General features: G+C 40.6%; 19 protein-coding genes. 12 read left to right on the forward strand and 7 right to left on the reverse strand.

Annotated features, from left to right (window positions below):
* Nucleotides 1-105: 105 nt before the first annotated feature.
* On the forward strand, nucleotides 106-576 hold the full coding sequence (locus B2248_RS00870; RefSeq protein ID WP_273181606.1) for a Dps family protein: 471 nt from the start codon (nucleotides 106-108) through the stop codon (nucleotides 574-576).
* Nucleotides 577-617: 41 nt separating this feature from the next.
* On the opposite strand, the gene B2248_RS00875 is transcribed toward B2248_RS00870, so the two are convergent.
* On the reverse strand, nucleotides 618-1,430 hold the full coding sequence (locus B2248_RS00875) for an ion transporter (protein ID WP_273181605.1): 813 nt from the start codon (nucleotides 1,428-1,430) through the stop codon (nucleotides 618-620).
* Between the two features lie 134 nt (nucleotides 1,431-1,564).
* Here B2248_RS00875 and B2248_RS00880 point away from each other — a divergent pair, with 134 nt between their 5' ends.
* The gene (locus tag B2248_RS00880) at nucleotides 1,565-2,167 is read left to right on the forward strand and encodes a cysteine hydrolase family protein (RefSeq protein ID WP_273181604.1); all 603 of its coding nucleotides are present in this window, start codon (nucleotides 1,565-1,567) and stop codon (nucleotides 2,165-2,167) included.
* Between the two features lie 21 nt (nucleotides 2,168-2,188).
* Here B2248_RS00880 and B2248_RS00885 read toward each other — a convergent pair whose 3' ends face one another.
* A complete protein-coding gene (locus B2248_RS00885) occupies nucleotides 2,189-2,740 on the reverse strand; it encodes a lipocalin family protein (RefSeq protein WP_273181602.1) in 552 nt (183 codons plus the stop codon).
* 325 nt (nucleotides 2,741-3,065) lie between these two features.
* On the opposite strand from B2248_RS00885, the gene B2248_RS00890 reads away from it, so the two are divergent.
* The 4 genes from B2248_RS00890 to B2248_RS00905 all read left to right on the forward strand — a co-directional run bounded on the left by B2248_RS00890 (nucleotide 3,066) and on the right by B2248_RS00905 (nucleotide 6,205).
* Nucleotides 3,066-3,506, forward strand: a complete 441-nt coding sequence (locus B2248_RS00890) for an RrF2 family transcriptional regulator (RefSeq protein WP_273181600.1) — start codon at nucleotides 3,066-3,068, stop codon at nucleotides 3,504-3,506.
* A gap of 92 nt (nucleotides 3,507-3,598) precedes the next feature.
* Entirely contained in the window at nucleotides 3,599-3,913 is a 315-nt protein-coding gene (locus B2248_RS00895) for a hypothetical protein (RefSeq protein ID WP_273181599.1), read from the forward strand.
* 60 nt (nucleotides 3,914-3,973) lie between these two features.
* Nucleotides 3,974-5,407, forward strand: a complete 1,434-nt coding sequence (locus B2248_RS00900; protein ID WP_273181596.1) for a sensor domain-containing diguanylate cyclase — start codon at nucleotides 3,974-3,976, stop codon at nucleotides 5,405-5,407.
* 15 nt (nucleotides 5,408-5,422) lie between these two features.
* Nucleotides 5,423-6,205: a hypothetical protein gene (locus B2248_RS00905; RefSeq protein ID WP_273181595.1), complete on the forward strand. Its 783-nt coding sequence runs from the start codon at nucleotides 5,423-5,425 to the stop codon at nucleotides 6,203-6,205.
* 4 nt (nucleotides 6,206-6,209) lie between these two features.
* Here the strand turns inward: B2248_RS00905 and B2248_RS00910 are convergent, their stop codons facing one another.
* From B2248_RS00910 to B2248_RS00920, 3 genes are all read right to left on the reverse strand, one after another.
* Nucleotides 6,210-6,671, reverse strand: coding sequence for a MarR family winged helix-turn-helix transcriptional regulator (locus B2248_RS00910; RefSeq protein WP_273181593.1), 462 nt, complete (start codon nucleotides 6,669-6,671; stop codon nucleotides 6,210-6,212).
* 220 nt (nucleotides 6,672-6,891) lie between these two features.
* Nucleotides 6,892-7,278, reverse strand: a complete 387-nt coding sequence (locus tag B2248_RS00915) for a hypothetical protein (protein WP_273181591.1) — start codon at nucleotides 7,276-7,278, stop codon at nucleotides 6,892-6,894.
* 107 nt (nucleotides 7,279-7,385) lie between these two features.
* Nucleotides 7,386-8,684: a mechanosensitive ion channel family protein gene (locus B2248_RS00920; RefSeq protein ID WP_273181590.1), complete on the reverse strand. Its 1,299-nt coding sequence runs from the start codon at nucleotides 8,682-8,684 to the stop codon at nucleotides 7,386-7,388.
* A 126-nt stretch (nucleotides 8,685-8,810) separates the two neighbouring features.
* On the opposite strand from B2248_RS00920, the gene B2248_RS00925 reads away from it, so the two are divergent.
* A complete protein-coding gene (locus B2248_RS00925; protein ID WP_273181588.1) occupies nucleotides 8,811-9,545 on the forward strand; it encodes an SDR family oxidoreductase in 735 nt (244 codons plus the stop codon).
* 62 nt (nucleotides 9,546-9,607) lie between these two features.
* Here the strand turns inward: B2248_RS00925 and B2248_RS00930 are convergent, their stop codons facing one another.
* Complete coding sequence (locus tag B2248_RS00930; RefSeq protein ID WP_007145321.1) at nucleotides 9,608-9,814, reverse strand: cold-shock protein; 207 nt, start codon at nucleotides 9,812-9,814, stop codon at nucleotides 9,608-9,610.
* 458 nt (nucleotides 9,815-10,272) lie between these two features.
* On the opposite strand from B2248_RS00930, the gene B2248_RS00935 reads away from it, so the two are divergent.
* Both B2248_RS00935 and B2248_RS00940 read left to right on the forward strand, forming a co-directional pair.
* Nucleotides 10,273-12,093, forward strand: coding sequence for a CHASE domain-containing protein (locus tag B2248_RS00935; protein ID WP_273181586.1), 1,821 nt, complete (start codon nucleotides 10,273-10,275; stop codon nucleotides 12,091-12,093).
* Between the two features lie 55 nt (nucleotides 12,094-12,148).
* Nucleotides 12,149-13,222 carry a DUF3080 domain-containing protein gene (locus B2248_RS00940; protein ID WP_273181583.1) on the forward strand — a complete coding sequence of 358 codons (1,074 nt, stop codon included), beginning with the start codon at nucleotides 12,149-12,151 and terminating at the stop codon, nucleotides 13,220-13,222.
* Here the strand turns inward: B2248_RS00940 and B2248_RS00945 are convergent.
* Nucleotides 13,217-14,221, reverse strand: a complete 1,005-nt coding sequence (locus tag B2248_RS00945) for a GGDEF domain-containing protein (RefSeq protein ID WP_273181580.1) — start codon at nucleotides 14,219-14,221, stop codon at nucleotides 13,217-13,219. The genes B2248_RS00940 and B2248_RS00945 overlap by 6 nt on opposite strands.
* 171 nt (nucleotides 14,222-14,392) lie before the next feature.
* Here B2248_RS00945 and B2248_RS00950 point away from each other — a divergent pair, with 171 nt between their 5' ends.
* From B2248_RS00950 to B2248_RS00960, 3 genes are all read left to right on the forward strand, one after another.
* Complete coding sequence (locus tag B2248_RS00950; protein ID WP_273181577.1) at nucleotides 14,393-16,564, forward strand: TonB-dependent receptor; 2,172 nt, start codon at nucleotides 14,393-14,395, stop codon at nucleotides 16,562-16,564.
* Between the two features lie 218 nt (nucleotides 16,565-16,782).
* A complete protein-coding gene (locus tag B2248_RS00955; protein WP_273181575.1) occupies nucleotides 16,783-19,179 on the forward strand; it encodes a phosphoketolase family protein in 2,397 nt (798 codons plus the stop codon).
* A 4-nt stretch (nucleotides 19,180-19,183) separates the two neighbouring features.
* Nucleotides 19,184-20,398: an acetate/propionate family kinase gene (locus B2248_RS00960; RefSeq protein ID WP_273181573.1), complete on the forward strand. Its 1,215-nt coding sequence runs from the start codon at nucleotides 19,184-19,186 to the stop codon at nucleotides 20,396-20,398.
* Nucleotide 20,399: the final 1 nt, after the last annotated feature.

Consider the following 20,399-nt stretch of genomic DNA (forward strand, 5'->3'; position numbering starts at 1 on the left):
CATTTCTTATACAATCATTATGATGTAATTATATTTAATCGATATGAACGAATCAGCGTTCATAGTGACTATATATGTCCACTTAAATAATAAGGAGGCTCATTAATGAGTACCATTGATATCGGTATCAATAAGCAGGATAGACAAGATATTGCTGAAGGTTTAAAAAACCTTTTGGCAGATTCATACACTCTTTATTTACAAACACATAACTTCCACTGGAATGTGACTGGACCACAATTCCGTGAATTGCACCTGATGTTTGAAGAACAATATACTGAACTCGCTGTAGCAGTCGATGACATTGCGGAGCGCATACGTACGTTGGATGTTGCGGCTCCGGGCACCTATAAAGCATTTGCTGAATTGAGTACGATTAAGGAAGTGGAAGGCGTGCCAGAAGCAAAAGAAATGGTCAGTCTGTTGACTCATGGTCATGAGCAGGTTGTTAAAACATGTCGTAAAGTATTAAAACTTGCTCAAGAAGCAGATGATGAATCTTCTGCATCATTGGTGTCTGACCGTATGCGTGTCCATGAAAAAACAGCATGGATGTTACGTGCACTTAAAGCCTAGTTGTATTGAAGATTATAAAAAGGGAGCGAAAGCTCCCTTTTTTATTTCTGCTTAGTGATAAGTTGCTTTAACTCTTCTATTTGATCAGATAAGTCTTGAATAGTCGTTTCACCAGCATGCTCTCTTTGCCACTGTTCTGCGTTCTCTTTTTCCATCACATTGACCACAATACCGATCAGCATATTCAGAAAAGCAAAGGCGTTTAGGAAGATAAAACTGATATAGAAAATCCAACTCAAAGGATAGACTGCCATCGTTTCGTACATCACATCTGTCCAGTCCTCAAACGTCATGATACGGAACAGTGTTAGCATCGAAATAGCAATATCTCCCCATAAGGTTTTATTGACGCTGGCAAAAAAAGTGGTTCCTACAGCCGCATAAATATAAACAATGATAAACATCAGAAGGGCGACATACCCTAATTGTGGCAGGGCACGTAGTAACGAGTTCAGTAGCGTCCGTAATTCAGGTATGACAGATACCATCCGTAACACGCGGAATATTCGGATTAAGCGACCAACCAGAGCCAGCTCACTGTCCTCTATAGGGATAAGGCTAACAACGACGATAATGGTGTCAAAAATATTCCAACCACTTTTAAAAAACGCGATTTTCCTTGTTTCGGCAAAAAAACGAATACTAATCTCAATAAGAAAAAACACAGTGATGGCGTAATCCAGCCAGACAATCACCGTTAGTAGATTAGGCGGAATATTGTAGGTTTTTGCACCGATCATTAACGCTGAAAAAAGAATGACAGCGACGACAATCGATTCAAATAATTTATTTTGTTTGATGTTAAGAAAAACAGCCGCAAAACGATTTGTCTTTTGGGTAAGAGATGAGGCCATTTTTTCTCCTGTTTAATGATATATCTTGGCTTGCTGCGGAATAATAGCGACTGCAAAAATTTATGCAAGTCGGAACGTTATGTGACTGAGTGATATATGGTATTGTCAATTTTTGCCAGTAATGGAGAACGGTTATGACGACATTACGTGATATCGTTGGAATTGGGCATCAGGCTTCGGCACTAAGTGAGTCTGCGTTAATCATCATTGATTGCCAGAATACCTATAGAGAAGGTGTGATGAAGTTGGATAACGTTGAAGCAGCTCTGCAAAACGTTAAAAAATTACTTGAATTGGCCCGTGAGCATGGCATCCCAGTTTTTCATATACAACATGATGGTGGCAAAGGCTCGCCATATGATTTAAATAGTCGGCTCGGCGCCATTGCAGATGAAGTCGCTCCCATAGATGGTGAATATGTCATCGTAAAAAGTTTTCCTAATTCCTTTATCCAGACATCTTTAGACGAAGCGCTCAGGAAACGTGGTATTGAGAATATTATCCTTGCGGGTTTTATGACACATATGTGTGTCAACTCAACCGCGCATGGTGGGTTTAATCGTGGCTATCATGTGACGATTGTTGCAGAAGCAACCGCGACTAGAGCCTTATGCATGAATAATGGTAAGAAACTATCTGCTGAACAAGTTCAAGAGGTCACTTTGGCGGCTACTGAGGATTTATATGCCGTTGTTGTTGATCGGGTAGATGACATACCGATAGATGCGATTCGCTAGTTGGTATGTGTTGAATAGCAATTATTTTGCTTTTGGTGGTTGTCCAGACCAGTTCTGGGGAACACGCTGAATTTCACTGATATTGTAGCCAACTTGTTTAATCAGACTGAGCATGTGCTGGTAGTCAGATTCAGGAATGGTTGGTGTGCGGGCCATAATCCATACATAATCACGCTTATTACGAGCGATAATTGTTTGTGAATAATCTTCAGTCAGATACATGATTCGGTAATCGGCTTTTATTGGCCAGATGAATTGCATCCCCCATATAGCATTGGTTTTCTTGTCGGTGATAAATCCCGTTGGATGATACGTTTTTAACTCACCATCATAACTACCTTCATGAAACGTAAACGTCGTTTGAATACTGCCATCTGGCTTTAGCTCATAGGACTCGATGGCGTTGTGCGCACCTTTTTCAATATAAGTCGGAATGTTAGCGATAACATACCAATCTCCCATAAATCGATCTATATCGACATAAGAAACAGGTTGTATAGGCGAATGATTAGTCTGACACCCACTTAAAAATATCGCCATGACAATTATTCCTGGAAGACCAAAACGTTGCATATCACTCACCTTGACTTTTACAGTCTATGATTAATTGTGTATCGTGAATTTGCTGTGAAGCACGTATTTGAATCACTTGCACTGTTTAAGTGCGATTTGTCGCCAGGAACGGACCTTAAAAAGAGGTAGTGTATTTGTTGTACTGCCAGTATTTCTGACATGGAATGGTCGTTATAGAGCCGTTATGATGCTTATGTACGTAGGTAGCATATCCTTCGCTAGCGCGATAGATTAATGGCTGAGAAATTGCTTCTCGATGATGTTTAGTTAACACTTTGATCAAGGAAACTGGGATGAATGTAAGAATGTTTTTGGGGACGGTGTAATGCAGCTGACTTCACATTCAGATTATGCTTTAAGGCTACTAATATATCTGGCAATTCATACTCCCGATAAGCCTGCGACAGTTAAGGACGCTTCTGAACGTTATGGCATTTCCACGAATCATTTGGCGAAGGTAGCTCAGCGTCTTGTGCAGGAAAAAGTCATCAATAGTCAGCGTGGTCGTGGCGGTGGTTTATCACTAGCGATGCCTGCCGAGCAAATCAACATTGGTTATCTGATTCGAAAAATAGAAAATCCAGAATTATTAGAGTGTTTTGGTAACAATTGTTCCTGCCCGATTGAATCTGTATGCGTGTTATTTAGTGCTTTAAGGAAAGCTCAGCAAGCTTTTTTTAATGTTTTGGATGAATATACACTCGCTGATGTTGTTAAAAACAAACATAAATTACAACAAAGCTTATCCCTGGCTAAGGCTGTTTAAGATTAGACATCGCTTTATTCGGTCGGATAGGTGTATTGTCAACGGGTTGGTTAATACCATTCGACTAAACCTGAATTATGGTTGAGTAGGCTATGTCACACGTTAATACTATTGGGATGATTCTATATCTCTGCCTGGCCATTTTCGGTGGTTTTTTATCTGGGCTATTCAGTCATTATGTTTATCTTGCTGCCCGACGGGAATTACCCGTTTGGGCTTCATTGTTATCCAGTGTTGTTTTCTATGTTCCGCCAGTATGGGCTGTCTTGAGTCTGTTTAAAGATGATGATCTGGATATTTTCTATTTATTGCTTGTTGTCTGTTTTGCTCTAGGAGTGAAGCATCACAAGAAGTTAGCAGGACAGAAACAAGAGGATGAGCGTGAATATCCTTTTGATCTAGACTAAAAAATGGAAATTCTATTACTGCTTCAATATTATTAACGGTTTATTTGTGGTGTATTTTCTTTGAAAAATCGTAAGCGTCTCTATACAGTCATTATCAGCATTATCGTTTTAATAGGGTTTTTAGCAACAAGTCTCATCGGTTATTTTGTTGCAAGATCTTCTATTTCACAGCGTCTTCAACAGGAGATGCTACCGCTGACCAGTGATAATATTTACTCAGAAATTCAGCGAGACTTACTGCATCCGCTGGTCATATCATCGTTGATGGCAAATGATGTTTTTGTGTTTGACTGGGTAAATGAGGGTGAGAATGATCCTGAAAAAATGGAAAGCTACCTTAGTCAAATTCAAAAAAAATACAACACGATTACCGCATTTTTTGTTTCAAATAAAACACAAAATTATTATCATCCAACCGGTATTTTGAAACAAGTATCAGAAGATGACGATGCTGATGCTTGGTATTTCAAAGCAAAAAATTCTAGTCAGCCTTATCAAATCAATATTGATCGTGATACAGCTGAACCCAGCCGTCTGAGTATTTTTGTCAATTATCGTGTTATTGATAAAAAAGGTAATTTTATCGGTGTGATTGGGGTTGGTTTATCTTTACTCGTCGTAGAAGAGTTGATTGAAAATTATCAGCAGCGTTATGGCCGCGAAATTTATTTTATTGACCGGCAGGGACAAGTCATGTTGCAGAGCAGTCAGTACAGTAAAGAACTGCACATACAAAATAAAGAAGGGCTCGATAAAGTATTTTTACGTATTTTGACTACGCCCAGCTCATCTTTTTCATTTGACACGATCAATGGCAGTACCATTTATCTGAATAGTCGTTTAGTTCCTGAGTTCGATTGGTATTTGATTGTTGAACAAGTGAATGATCCAGCTACAGAAAAAGTGGAAAATGCTCTGCTTGTGAACCTGCTGGTGTCATTTGCTATCAGTCTGGTTGTGCTGTTTATTCTGCATATTGCTTCGCGTGGTTACCAGGGACGTCTGGAAACGATGGCCACAAAAGATAAACTGACTGGTGCGACGAATAGACAAATATTTGATTCTTTTTTCAGGCAGGCAGTGGCGAGAACTAAGCGACGAAGTGAGGCATTATCCGTTGTTTTGATTGATATCGATCACTTTAAACAGGTTAACGACAATTATGGTCATCAATATGGTGATTATGTATTAACGACTGTTGCTGGCATTATGAATCAGCATATCCGTGAGGAAGATGTTTTATGTCGATGGGGGGGCGAAGAGTTTTTATTGATGCTACAGGACTGCAATGAAAATGAAGCCATCAGGGTAGTGAATAATCTCCGTGAAGCGATAGCCATTCATCATTTTGACTATAGTGGTAAAAAGCTTCAAATTACGGTTAGTGCAGGTGTAGCCGAGTACCGGCAATCAGAAGCAATGAACCAGCTGATTGCTCGTGCTGACATATCTCTTTATAAGGCTAAAAATGACGGACGCAACTGTGTCCGTTAATACGTGAGATTGCTGATGCTAAACAAATATCGCTATACATTTCTGATGCTGTTTATTTGTTTAGGATTGGCTTGCTTTCCCGTCACATTGTCTACTGACCATCAAATCAAACAGATGATGGCCGTGACACTTAGTGTATATGCCATAGCTCGTGGTTTAAATGGGGTGATATCGGTAGCCCAGGGTACAGAAGTCTCTATTGAACCTATGGGAGTCGGATTGACTCTCGCACCAGGACAAATTCTGGACCCCCTGAATGACCTCATCGAGCAATTTTCCACTATTTTACTGACGGCTTCAGCCTCATTGGGTATTCAGCAGATAACTTTGTTTCTATCTGATCAATGGGGTTTCCGGATTGGAATCATATTATTGGTGTTGATTGCAGCAATAGCAACAATGTCATCGATGGTGGGGGTTAAACAAAAACGCTTTTTATTAAAAACGGTGTTGTTTTTATCTGTTCTACGTTTGTTGATTCCAGTTTCTGTTATGTTCAGCGGTTCACTTCAGGGATTAATGCAGTCACAAAGAGATGAGGCTGTGATGGTATTGCAGACTACTCAGAATGAGGTAGAGACTTTAACGAGCCGTGAGCAAGAACAACCTAAAGGCTGGTTTGATAGCTTAAAAGGTAAATTGGATATTGAATCAAAGCTTCAGCAAATAACACAGCAAGCAGATCGTGCTGTTCATGCAGCCGTGTATCTGCTTGCTGAATTTGTTTTTTTGATGTTACTGATGCCGTTATTAACGCTTTGGCTATTATTTAAACTGACAAAAGCTTTAATTAAATAAGAGTTTAAAGCACTTTCTCTGCTGCTTCTTCACGCTTATTGAGACTGTTAGTTAATTCGTTAAGCGTGCTTAGCAGCTCAAAAAACTCAGACGATGAAAGGGCTGTTTTACAAGCCACTTTAGTTTGAACCTCTGCAATGAGTGGCTCTAGCTGCTTAGCTTTATCCGTTAGAAATAAACGAACAACCCGTTCATCTTCATCGGTGCGAACTTTTTCCACCAACTCTGCTGATTGAAGTCGTTTAATTATAGGGGATAATGTGCCAGAGTCTAATTTGAGTTGTCGCATAACATCTTTGATAGCGATACCATCTTTCTCCCATAATACGACCAGAACAAGGTATTGGGGATAAGTCAGATCATATTCGTTCAACAAGCTGCGATAAAAACGTGTGATGCTATTGGTAGCAGTGTACAAAGCAAAACACAGCTGATTATCGAGTCTCAAGTTATCAAAATTTGACATTCGTTGATTCCTTAATTTTTTTGCTTATTACCTTTGCTACGATGCAATAGAGGTACATTCGCAGTACGGTTAAAGTGTTGTTTATTGTTTTATTAATTGCGTCAATTATAGAGTGTAACTCGAGTAACGCAAATCGGATTTATTCTCAGTTCTGTTGTCTCTAATGACGCTCGAAAAAGTGAATAAATGATAATAAACGATATATAGTATCTTAGACTAATTATATTAATCTGAGTTTCGGAAGATTGATACGAATTTGCGACTTGATCTCATCAACACTGGGGCGAAAAACCAGTGGGAATACTTCGTGTTGAGCATCAGCTGAGATAAATGGCTTTATCTCATAGCCTTCGAAAAAAAGTTCGGCTCTGGCCTGACAGACTTTTTTTATGCCGTCATTGAAGGATTTGTTATTGCTTGCTAACACTTCAGAATTGGTTAGCGTCCAGTTTAATGTTAGCCAGTTTTGGTAACAACTTTCAGCTAATTTTTCTGCAGGCTTGGTAAAATTCGCTTCGCTATGTAATTGACCATCTTCAGCAAAGGTTTGATTCAATAGGATCACAGTAATGACGATCAAGGGAGCAATGATAGCTGTATATTTCATAAATACCTCCCAAAAATAGCGATTCAGTGATTAGATAATCCATAGCAAAATAGTAACACTAAAATGCTTGTGCGCAAGCATTTTAGTGTTGGAAATGTTATTGATGCTTAGTTATTGATAATTTTAATTTCACGTTGTGGGAACGGAATTTCTATATTGTTCTGTCTGAGAGTATCCCAGATCATTAATAGTAAATCTGCACCGACCCGGTTAGGTCCATCATCAATCCCTTCCATCCAGAACTCAACCAGAATATCTATACCTGAGTCAGCAAAGCCTTTTATTTCGGCGTCTGGTCTTTCTTCCAGTGGGATGTCATCACCGCTGATGACTTGAGGATGGCTGGCGACTATGCCACGAACGAGGTCAAACAACAGGTGGAGATCGGTCTTATAGGCAACTTGGAATTCTAAAGAGTAGCGCTGCTTGATGTTTTTATGTGTCCAGTTAGTAAAGCTAGTCGTGATGAACTGCTCATTTGGCACCATAATATCCTTACCATCATAGGTTTCCAGTGTGGTTGATCGCATATTAAGTTCACGGATAGTGCCACGACGACCATCTTCCATTTCAACAAAATCACCTACACTAAGTGAGCGATCTAAAAGAAGGATAATTCCGGAAATAAAATTTGATGCTATGGCCTGTAATCCAAAGCCAAGTCCGACACCAAGCGCACCACCAAACACAGCCAGCGCGGTCAGATTAATCCCCATTATTTGAAGTAGTAACAGGAAAACAACAAAGAATAGAGCCACCTGAAACAGTTTGGCGAAGACCTCTCTTGTGCCTATATCCAGATCATGCTGGTTTCGAATGATCTGTTGACCAGCATTATTGGAAAGGCGTCCTAACCAGAATAGGACTGAACCAAAAATCAGTACCCTGGCAACACCATAGGCTGAGATTTCAAAGTTACCAATTTGTAATGAGATGGTTTCGAGATAAGCCACTACCTCATCTAACCAGCCGAATATGTGTAACACGGCAATGGGTAAAATAAACCAGAGCGCTAGCTTTCTAAAAAGTTGTTTTTCTACAAATCGCGTAATGATGGTATAGAGCATAAAGATGACCGCTAAACTCAAGCTAAGCTTAACTAACCAAGCCTGACCAACAACAGCCATGCTGATATCGTTGGCTACTGATAGTGAGAGCACCAGCATAAGCGGTAAAATCAATTCTCTCAGCCTAAAAATTCCTTGCCTCAATTGAAGAATAGGACCTTCGGTAGGCATTTGTCTGAGTAGTGGTGACAGATTGCGTAAAAATCGATTAATCGATAACCCGATGAGTATTGCCAATACAATCAAGCCGATTTGTGAATAGAATTTTGGACTGCTTAACCAGTGCATTAGCTGGGTTAAGAATTGCTCTATGACTGTTTGATAATGCTCGATATCCATGTGATGCCTTTGTTAATTATCTCGGACACAATGTATTTGACTGCTTTTAATAAGGCAAATTTAGATGCTGAACTTTACTCGTTTATATAAGTCAGCAAAGTGAATAATTCACTCTAGGAATACCACATGAATAGCCCATTTACACTGAAACATCGAGTCGTCTTTATCACCGGAGCAAACAGAGGTATTGGCAAAGCTATTGCTGAAACATTACTCAATTATGGTGTAGAGAAAGTCTATCTGGCTGTTAGAGACCTCAGCACAGTAGCTGAGTTAGAAACACGGTTTATTGACCGAGTAACGCCTATATTTCTCGATCTCAACGAACCTAATTCTATTTTCGCTGCCGCCGCCAATGCACAAGACGTAGACTTGGTTATTAATAATGCTGGGATTTTGAATGGCTCAAATCCTCTGGCCATGTCAGCTATTGATTCACTGCAACACGAGTTTGATATTAATGTGTTTGGATTAGTCAGAATGGCTCAGGCGTTCGCCCCATTACTCAAGAAAAATGGTGGCGGTGCATTCGTGCAACTAAACTCAATTGCGTCTTTGAGAAGTGTTCCCGAGTTTGCGACTTATGCCGCTTCAAAAGCGGCGGCCTATTCATTAACTCAAGCCATAAGACATGAATTGAGTAAGCAAAATACGGTTGTATTAAGTGTACATCCTGGTCCTGTGGCTACTGATATGGCAAAGTCAATAGGACTAGTAGATGCTGAACCTGCAACTGTTGTTGCTGAGGCTATTATCAATGCTTTAGAGGTGGGTGAACCTCATGTGTTTCCAGATAGTAAAGCACAACAACTTTGGGCTGAGTACGAGAGTTTTGCCAGAAATGTGATTGAGACTATCTAAAGAGCAGGCAAAAAAAAGCCTCGTAAAAACGAGGCTTTTTTTCTTTTCTGTAAACAAATGTCTTACAGAGCAGTAATGTTTTCTGCTTGAGGGCCTTTAGCACCTTGAGTTACAGTGAACTCAACACGTTGACCTTCATTCAGGGTTCTGAAACCGTCACCTTTGATTTGGCTGAAATGAGCAAAAACGTCTGGGCCAGACTCTTGTTCAATAAAACCAAAACCTTTAGCTTCGTTAAACCATTTAACAGTACCAGTAGTTGTAGACATAAATAATCCTAATTTCTTAATAAATAATTGAAGTCCCAAATTGAGACTTTTTGGTATAGCTGGAAGTGTGCAGAGTACTTATTAACAAACAGGACGAGCTACTGATGGTAATGCTTCGAAATGAAAAATAAATATTCAGATCAACTTTCAAGCTATGTTCAATGTATAGACAATATAGGGCCGTGTCAAAAATATTTTCATCTGTCAAGATAATAAGCGGATACTAATCATTCTAACGGCAAAGCAAAAGACACGGTCATAACTGTCACTTGTAGTTTATGCTCCGGTGTATGACAGAATGATGAAAATGTTGAGCTTAATTCAGGGAATATCCTTCAACACTGGCTCGTGTGCTATTATCAATTGACATAGAAGCTGTAAGTTGATGTATTAACTTGATTTTTATAGGGGCGAAGCTTGACTTTACATGTTTCGCTTTAAGGAGTTGACTCCCAGTAATGGAAAACCTTTTTTCCAAATACACAAAAAAGCACCCATCATCAGCATGGGTCGCATTATTTTTGTGGTTTATTCTTAGTGTCTCTGCCTGCTATCTTTCTTTCTCTTTCTTCCATAATCAAGCAATACAACGTTTTACTTATGAATCACGCGATCTTGCCAATGCGATTTCAGAACGGATGCATGATTATGCATTAGCACTTCAAAGTGCCAAGGCATTGTTTGATGCAAGTGATGAAGTGACAAGGAATGATTGGAGACATTTTGCTGATACGATTCAGCTACAAATATATTTTCCTGGGATTCAAGCGCTTGGCTATTGTGAGATAGTGCCTTCAGAGTCCTTTTCGGAACATATTCAAATGATACGTTCACAAGGTATTCCAAACTACAGCATCAAAACTCACGGGCAGCATAAACAATATAGTCCTATCGTATATATAGAACCTTTTGACTGGCGCAATAAACTTGCCTTAGGTTTTGATCTGTTATCCGAGCCTGCGCATCGAAGAGCCATGGAGTTAGCAGTAGATATTAATCAGGCCGTAACTACCGGAAGAGTGACTGTGGCGCATCAGACAAATCAAGCTGCTCAGTTTGGTTTTCAAATGTATATACCTATTTATCAGCAGAATAAAACGCTGAGTACTCTAGCGGATCGTAAACAAGCATTGAAAGGGTTCGTATTTGGTAGTTTTAGAGTCGATGATCTGATGCAGGGTATTTTAGGCCTGGGACAGAAGCAACTTGGTTTTGAAATCTATGATGTGGGTGAGAATGATGGTGGATTACTTTATAGCAATTCAGCAAGTCAACAGTCATTTCTTTCGGTGGATGCTAACTACAGAGGATTCAAGCATACGTACGATTTAAATGTGGCTGGTAGGCCATGGCAGCTTGTTGTGTATAGCCACGTTGGCTTTCAGACTTTATCAGAACGTTTTCTTCCTGTTTTTATTGCTATCATCCTCACCCTTTTCGGTGGATTTCTTTTCTATTTCATCTCTTTTTTATCAAGAGAGCGTGGTTATGCTCAACGAGAAGCTGTTAAAGCATATCAGCAAAAGAAAACACTAATGCAACACTTAGAGCTAGCTGCTAATGCTGCTAATCTGGGATTGATGGAGTGGGATCTAAATACTGATAAAGTCTATCTGGATAAAAGAATGCTTTCTATTTATGGATTAGAGCCGGATAAATTTCATGGAACATATTCAGAATGGCAGCAGATCCTGCATGAAGATGATCGTGAGCGTGTATTGCTGGCATTAGCCAAGGCTGCTCAATTTGAAGAAAGGTTTGAGCTCGTATTTAAAATCGTTGTAAATAATCATATTCGTCATATTCACTCCAGCTTTTCAGTAGAACGGGATGCATTGGATAATCCACTAAGTATGATTGGATTCTCGGCTGATGTGACAGAGCGGCATGATGTTGATCTGCAATTACGTGAAAAAATCTGGCGTTTAGAAAATCTGTTGGAAGGTGCTAGGTTGGGTAGTTGGGAGTGGAATATTCAAACAGGTGATGCCATATACAACGAGCGCTGGTCAGAGATGATTGGTTATAAATTATCCGAGTTAATGCCTACCACGATTGATACCTGGAGAAATTTCTGCCATCCAGATGATAGTCTTGCTGTAGAAGAAGAGTTACAACGGCACTTTAAAGGTGAGACAGATTATTTTGAAATGACAACACGCATGCGTCATCGAAATGGTTCGTGGAGATATATCTTCAGCAGAGGAAAATTATTTTCCAGAACGGATGAAGGTTTGCCTCTTCTGATGTTTGGTACGCATCAGGATATCACTGAGTAATTTACGCTATTAATTGACTTTCTTAGCATCATTACTCCCTATACAAGGGTATTGAATGATTGCATTACGGTTTCCTATGTTGAGCATAAAGTGTGTATTTGTCTTGGCGCTGGTTTTTTTACTGACTTCGTGTGATCCATTCAGTCAACCAGAATCAATGATGGATGAATATCTGGTTCGGCTCGCCAGAGTATTAGAGCAAGATCTGCCTGCTCCAGCAGCACCAGTGTTAACAAAGTTACCTGACAAAAAAGAAAGAACACTGAGCATTCCAGAGATAGATGTAAACATGCTGGAATTTTTATCTTTTTATGGATGTGAGTTACAGGTTGTAGTGGCTGAACGCAACTCAATTTTAGGTCGTGTGATGCTACCTATAAACCGTCTCCGTTATGAGGTGCGGTTTATAGAGTCTGCCAAACAATGCCTGGCGACTACTGATGATAAAAAAACAACTCATATTCTTCAGCAAGCCATAGCAAAGAAAAGTGCTGTATTACCGGCCGTTTTCTGGAATGCAATATGGTCGACAGAAGAAATAGAGCAGTTGATGACGTATTCAAAAGGTTATTTACCCGTTGATGCGAACTCGATTAATACAATAAGAACGGGACTGCAGGCTCTGGTGGATATAAAAAAACAGATAGATAATAAAAAATTCGACATCAATCTGGATCATTTAGGAACGATACAACAGCAATGGCTATATTCACATGTTGCAGGGAAGCTGTTAAAAAGTGCCCAGTTGTTGACGCTTAGGTTAAATGAGGCAACACGCATTATCGATAAAAGGCTGATACAAAAACCTCTTTGTTATAAGCAGCGAGTTACTCCTCAAGCCGAGATCCTACGTTCATTCTTCTTCAATATTTATATCGCAAAAGTCCAACCATATCTGGCGAGCGTGAGTCAGCAGGGGGAATCTATTTTCCCTCTACTGGATAAGTTGGCTGTTCTACAGGGTGAGAATGTGGCATCTGATGAATTCCAACACTATCAACGGACGTATCTTGATACTCAGTCAAGCTTCGGCATCTGGCAAAAGTTACAGACAGCAATTCAGTTGCATACCAAATCCTGGCAGCACTTGCTGGAACAGTGTGGTATGCGGCCAGGCGTTAATTCATAATGCCTCTGCCATAACGGTATTTTTCCCCGCGTGTTTGGCAGCGTAAAGTAATTTATCTGCTTTATTCAGGGCGACTAAAATATTGGTCTCATCTTCTTTGAGTTCATAAGCGCCTATGCTGACCGTAATACTGATGTTGTTTCCTCCGGTGTAGTAAAAAATGGCGGCCACTTTTTTACGTAAACGTTCAGCTAACAACATGGCTTGTTTCAGTGTCGTTTCAGGAAGTAAAACAGCAAACTCTTCACCACCAATACGTCCAAAAACGTCGTAAGGCCGTTTTGCCGCCTGAATCGAATGACTAAATAATTTAAGTACTTCATCACCTACTTCATGTCCAAAGGCATCGTTGATAACTTTGAAGTCATCAATATCCATCATTAATAGACAAGTGTTATGGTTACTTCTTATTGTACGTTGTAACTCTTTATTGCTTTCGTGTATGAAGGCTCTTCTGTTCCATATACCGGTTAAGTCATCGGTATTAGCGAGGTATTGCAAATTATTTGAAAGGACTTCCAATTGCTGATTTTTCTCAAGCAATTCTAAATTAGATTCCACAATGTTTTTGATTTGAAGCATGAGTTGCTGTTGCTTCTCAGAATAAGAAACAGCCTCTGTGTTCAGAATACAAATGGTGCCAAAAGCATCTCCGTTAGGCCATCGAAGTGGGAAGCCGAGATAATTAATCAGTCCCATCTCAATTTCAGGTGCGTTTACCCACTTTTCATCTAACAATGCATTTGGGATAAGTATCGGATTATCGTCGTTTATGACAGACTCACAATAGCTTCCAGTGCCGTTTTCAACAATCTCGCCTATATCGAATGGGTTACCTTGATCGTCATTTTTGACATACACGCTAAAGTGAGCTGTTTCATACCTCATAATTAAAGCGATGGGTACATCCATGATCACGGATAGAATATCCATAATAGTTTGCCATTGATTTAATAAATCAGAGGAGATGTGTGGGTGTTTAGAGAGTTTACTTGTCACATTTAATCCTTGTGTCAATAGCTAAAGACTACATCAACTTATCACTCAAAGCATAGTCAAATTTATGATTTTTATTGATAAAATTTACTTACAAACATAAATCGTTCTCATTTACATTAAATTTTATTCAATGTAAAATTTAGTAAAATTTAACAGGATTAAAAAATGAGAATGAAGTCAACGTGTGTGATGATGGCACTGATAATGGGTGGTATGCAGGTGTCGTTAGCAGATGAAGAAACGTCAAACACCAGCACTCTAGAATTAGATACCTTATCTGTTACAGCAAGTGCTGATGCCAGTGCTGAAGGTCTCTCTCCAGCCTTTGCTGGTGGGCAAGTCGCTGAAGGTGGGAGAGCAGGGATATTAGGCACGAAAGATAATTTAGATACACCATTCAGTATAACCAGTTATACCAATGAGTTTATTCAGGATAGACAAGCGCAGAGTGTTGGGGATGTTTTACGATATGACCCGACTGTGCAAGTGACACGTGGTTTCGGAAATTTTCAGGAAGCCTATATGATTCGTGGTTTCACGACTTCATCTGATGCGGTTGCTTATAACGGACTCTATAATCTCCTGCCTAGACAATATATCGCGACAGAATTATTTGAGCGAGTAGAAGTATTACGGGGTGCATCGGCATTTCTAACTGGTGCCAATCCTTTAGGTGGTGCTATTGGCGGTTCAATCAATCTATTACCAAAACGTGCCCCTAACTATGATCTGAACCGCGTTACGCTTGGTGCGTCTATGAATGATAAACGCAATATCGCAGCAGACATAGCACGGCGTTTTGGTGAAAATGATGAAGTTGGTGTCAGGGTCAATGCCGCACATCATAACGGTGGAACGTCAATCGATGATGAGCAAGCCGAATTAAACTTATTCAATATTGGGCTGGATTATCAAGGTGAACGTTTAAGACTCTCTGCTGATATCGGATATCAAAATAATCAATTAGATCAGACAAGGACTAATGTAAGACTTTCAGGTGTAAATAGTGTGCCTTCAGAACCTGATGCGAGCAAAAATTGGGCTCAACCATGGTCTTACTCAAACGAGGAAGATAAGTTTGGGACATTTAGAGCCGAATATGACCTAACTGATGAAGTCACTGCATGGGCTGCCTATGGTATGCGACGCTCTGAAGAAGAAAACTCACTGGCAAACTTTACTTTGACTAATGCTAATACAGGTGCTGGTACATTTTATAGGTTCGACAACGCCCGTGAAGACCGTGTTGATACAGGTGAAATGGGATTGAGAGGGCATTTTGATACAGGTCTTGTTGGTCATGACTGGGTCGTAGCCTATTCATACTTTCAGTTAGAAACCAAAAATGGGTTCACATATGATGTTTCAGGAACCCGAACAAATACCAATATTTATCAACCTCAGTATGTTTCCAAACCAGCATTTACTGCAACTGCTCAATCCGGAAACAATTTTGACTCACCATCCTTAAATACACGTACCAAATTTAACAGTTTTGCCATTGGTGATACATTATCTTTTATGGATGACCAACTACAAATAACTATTGGGGCTCGTCATCAGGCAATAAAAGTGGATAATTACGCCGTGAACACTGGTGTCAGAACGTCATATGAAGATAGCAAAATAACACCCGCTCTAGGAGCCGTATACAAGTTAACTGACCAAGTCTCAGTCTATACAAACTATATTGAGAGTTTGGTAGCTGGTGATAGTGCACCTTCCACAGCTATTAACTTCGGCGCAGCTTTATCTCCTTATGTTTCTGAGCAAAAAGAAATCGGTCTTAAATATGAAACAGATAAATTCGGAACAGGATTAGCTTATTTCACCACCGATGAGCCAAGAACGTTGACTGGTGACGATAATATTTTTCGTGAATCTGGTGAAAATGAGCATCAAGGTATTGAGCTGACTTTATATGGTAAAGCCACTGAGAATTTGAAGTTGCTTGGCGGTGTCACTTGGCTAGATGCCAAGCAAAAAGGTACGGGCGATTCCACTACTGAAGGAAAACGTGCAATTGGTGTAGCTGAGTGGATGGCCGTAATGGGAGCAGAATGGGAAGTGCCTCAAATTGAGGGATTGGCAGTGGATGGACAAGTCCATTACGTCAGTTCACGATATGCCAATGCAACCAACACTCTGAAACTAGATGATTGGACAACAGTAGGACTTGGCGCACGTTATCTGCTTAATATAGGAAATCAGGATCTGACACTGAGAGCACGTGTTGATAATCTATTCGATCGTGATTACTGGAGTTCAGCAAATGATAGTGGGCAAATTACACTCGGTGCCCCTAGAACTGTTTCAATCAGTGCAACGGTAGATTTCTATTAATCTAACCATGTATGAGCCCCTGCTGAGCAGCAGGGGCTCAACTTTGTCATGCTTTCTTGATCCCCATCAATTTTAATCGCTATTCCTCTTTATGACCCCTTGCAATAAGAGTAGGCTGATAGAAACTATCATTTTTATCAAATGTCAGCCTTAGTAAGTCAAACCATTGTCATCTTACTTAGCTAGTCTGCACTGATATATAAAGCAAGGAGTCCTCTATGAATAGCACATTGTCTGCTACACCTCTTAATGCCAACGATCTGACAAACATTGATGCTTACTGGCGAGCCTGTAACTACCTTGCTGCCGGCATGATTTATCTGCAAGACAACCCTCTACTGCGTGAACCACTTAAACCTGAACATATTAAAAATCGATTATTGGGGCATTGGGGGGCCAGTCCCGCATTAAGTTTTACTTATGTTCACCTGAATAGATTGATTAACAAATACGATCTGGACGCGATTTTTCTAGCTGGTCCTGGTCATGGTGCACCAGGTGTATTAGCCCCAGTCTATCTCGAAGGAACTTATTCAGAGGTTTATCCGAATAAAAGTGAAGACATTGACGGCCTCAAACACTTTTTTAAATCATTTTCTTTTCCAGGTGGCATTGGTAGTCACTGCACCCCTGAAACGCCAGGCTCGATTCATGAAGGGGGAGAGCTAGGCTATAGCGTTTCTCATGCGTTTGGGGCGGCATATGACAACCCGGATTTAGTTGTCGCGGTGATGGTCGGTGATGGCGAATCAGAAACCGGCCCATTAGCAACCTCTTGGCATTCAAATAAATTTCTCAATCCCAAAACAGATGGCGCTGTTTTACCCATTCTCAATTTAAATGGTTACAAAATAAATAATCCCACTATTCTGTCTCGTATTTCACATGAGGAAATAGAGCAGTTATTCCATGGTTATGGTTGGACACCACATTTTGTCGAAGGCGATGATCCTGCACTTATGCATCAAACCATGGCAAATGTGATGGAACAATGTGTGCTTGAAATCCGTGAAGCTCAAAACCGTATCAGAGAGTCGGGTAGTGATGAGAGACCGCGCTGGCCGATGATCATTTTACGTACACCCAAAGGCTGGACAGGGCCAAAAGAGGTCGATGGTCACAAAGTGGAAGGTTTCTGGCGTGCTCACCAAGTGCCTCTGGGTGGTGTGAAAGACAACCCTGAACATCTTGCTCAGTTGGAAAGCTGGCTCAGAAGTTATGAACCGGAAAAACTATTTACGGAAGCTGGACAACTGCAACCAGAATTAAAAGCACTGGCACCAAAAGGTAATAAACGGATGAGTGCCAGCCTGCATGCCAACGGTGGCTTACTCAGAAAATCACTGAAGATGCCTGATTTTCGTGATTATGCTGTTTCTATAGAAAAACCAGGTCAGAGTCTGGTGGAAAATACCCGGCCTTTAGGTCAGTTTCTTCGCGACATTATGAAGAAAAATATGTCTAATTTTCGGGTTTTCGGTCCAGATGAGAACAGCTCGAATAAGCTGGATAATATCTATGAAGTGAGTAAAAAAACATGGATGGCCGACTTGCTACCAGAAGATCAGGATGGTGGTGAACTGGCTCGTGATGGTCGCGTCATGGAAATGTTATCGGAACATACTCTGGAAGGCTGGTTGGAAGGCTATTTGTTAACTGGGCGACACGGTTTTTTTGCCAGTTATGAAGCCTTTATTCATGTGATTGATTCCATGTTTAATCAGCATGCAAAATGGCTGGATATTTGTAATAACGTGTCTTGGCGAGCGCCAATATCTTCTCTCAATTTATTGATTACTTCTACAGTGTGGCGCCAGGATCATAATGGCTTCACTCACCAGGATCCTGGGTTTTTAGACTTAGTCCTGAATAAGAGCCCAAAAGTCTGTCGTATTTATCTGCCACCGGATGTGAATACCTTATTATCTGTTGCTGACCATTGTTTGAAAGCCAAAAATTATGTGAATGTGATCGTGGCCGACAAACAAAAACATTTCCAGTACCTAGATGTGGATGAGGCTGTGAAACACTGCACGAAAGGCGTCGGCATTTGGGAGTGGGCAAGCTCAGATGAGGGTGCTGAACCCGATGCCGTTGTGGTCGGTTGTGGTGATATTCCGACTCAAGAGGCTTTGGCTGCCATCGATCTGATTCACCAATATTTTGATGATTTGAAGATTCGCTTTATCAATGTCGTCGACTTATTCAAACTCATCTCGGATAGTGAGCATCCTCATGGCCTGAGTGACAAAGACTTTGATAGCTTATTCACTAAAGATAAACCGGTAATATTTAACTTCCATGGCTATCCATGGTTGATTCATCGCTTGATTTATCGCCGGACTAACCATACTAATTTCCACGTTCATGGTTATAACGAAAAAGGCAATATCAATACACCACTGGAGTTAGCCATTCGTAATCAGATTGATCGGTTTACGATCGCCATGGACATCATTGATAGAGTAGACCGTTTGCAAGGCATAGGTGCCCATGCCAAACAGCAATTACGCGATCATCAGATAAGTTGTAGTTTATATGCCTATGAGTATGGCGTTGATAAGCCTGAATTCGGTGATTGGAAGTGGGGTGATATGTCTGCGATAAAAGAATAAGGTCATGACAACACAACCTGTCATTCTGGTGCTTAACAGTGGTAGCTCATCTGTTAAATATAAATTAATTCAGCTCAAGGATGACGCTGTTTTATTAGAGGGCAGTATCCAAGGCATTGGCTCATTAGCTAAACATCATATTAGCGTGGATGAGCAATTTACTGATAACTTCACTCAGCCTCAAGCTACGATTGAAATAAACGATCATCAAGCCGCTTTTCAAATCATTGCAGATGATATGCAGCGCTTTTTTGAACAGTCATCAGGCATACAGTTAAATCTCATCGGCCATCGGGTTGTGCATGGTGGTGCTATTTTTTTCGCACCTGTTGAGTTGAACCAAGAGGTTTTGACGACTATTGAATCCTACCAACATCTGGCACCACAGCATTTACCCGGTAATATTGCCGGCATAAAAACCTGTCAGGAACTCTTTTCTGAGGTCAGGCAATTTGCCGTGTTTGATACTGACTTCCATCAGAGCATTCCTGAGCATATTTATCGTTATGCAGTACCAAATAACTGGTACGAAAATCATGGTGTACGCCGCTATGGATTTCATGGCCTATCTCATCAATATGTCGCTCAGCAGGCAGCGCGTTATCTTGACAAACCACTGAGTGAACTTAATTTAATTACCCTACATTTGGGCAATGGGGCTAGTGCCTGTGCTATTAAAAATGGTCAGAGTTTTGATACCTCTATGGGGTTTACTCCACTGCAGGGCCTTATGATGGGAAACCGCAGTGGCGATCTGGATGCTGCGGTACCTTTATACATACAAGAGCAGACAGGCATTTCTGCAGAACAGCTAGAGCATCAGCTTAATTTTGAATCCGGTTTAGTGGCCATCACTGGCACACATGATATGGCTGAGATTCAGCATCGAGCTGAGCAGGGCGATAAACAAGCGAGTTTAGCGATTCAGATGTATGTGTACCAACTCCGACGTTATATCGGGGCTTACATGATTAGTCTAGGACGAGTCGATGCCCTTGTATTTACAGGGGGGATAGGTGAAAACGCCTCAATGATTCGAGAACTAGCCTGTGATGAACTAGGGCGGTACGGCTTGGTAATCAACTCTACAGAAAATAAACAGATTAAACAGGCTATTTCAGCGATTCATCATGTCAGGAGTCAAATTCCGATTCTGGTGATACAAACCAATGAAGAAAAACAGATCGCTCATGATATCGCTGAATATTTAAAGCGTTAAA

This window comes from Methylophaga sp. UBA2012 (genome assembly GCF_002335235.1).
Taxonomy (GTDB): Bacteria; Pseudomonadota; Gammaproteobacteria; order Nitrosococcales; family Methylophagaceae; genus Methylophaga; species Methylophaga thalassica.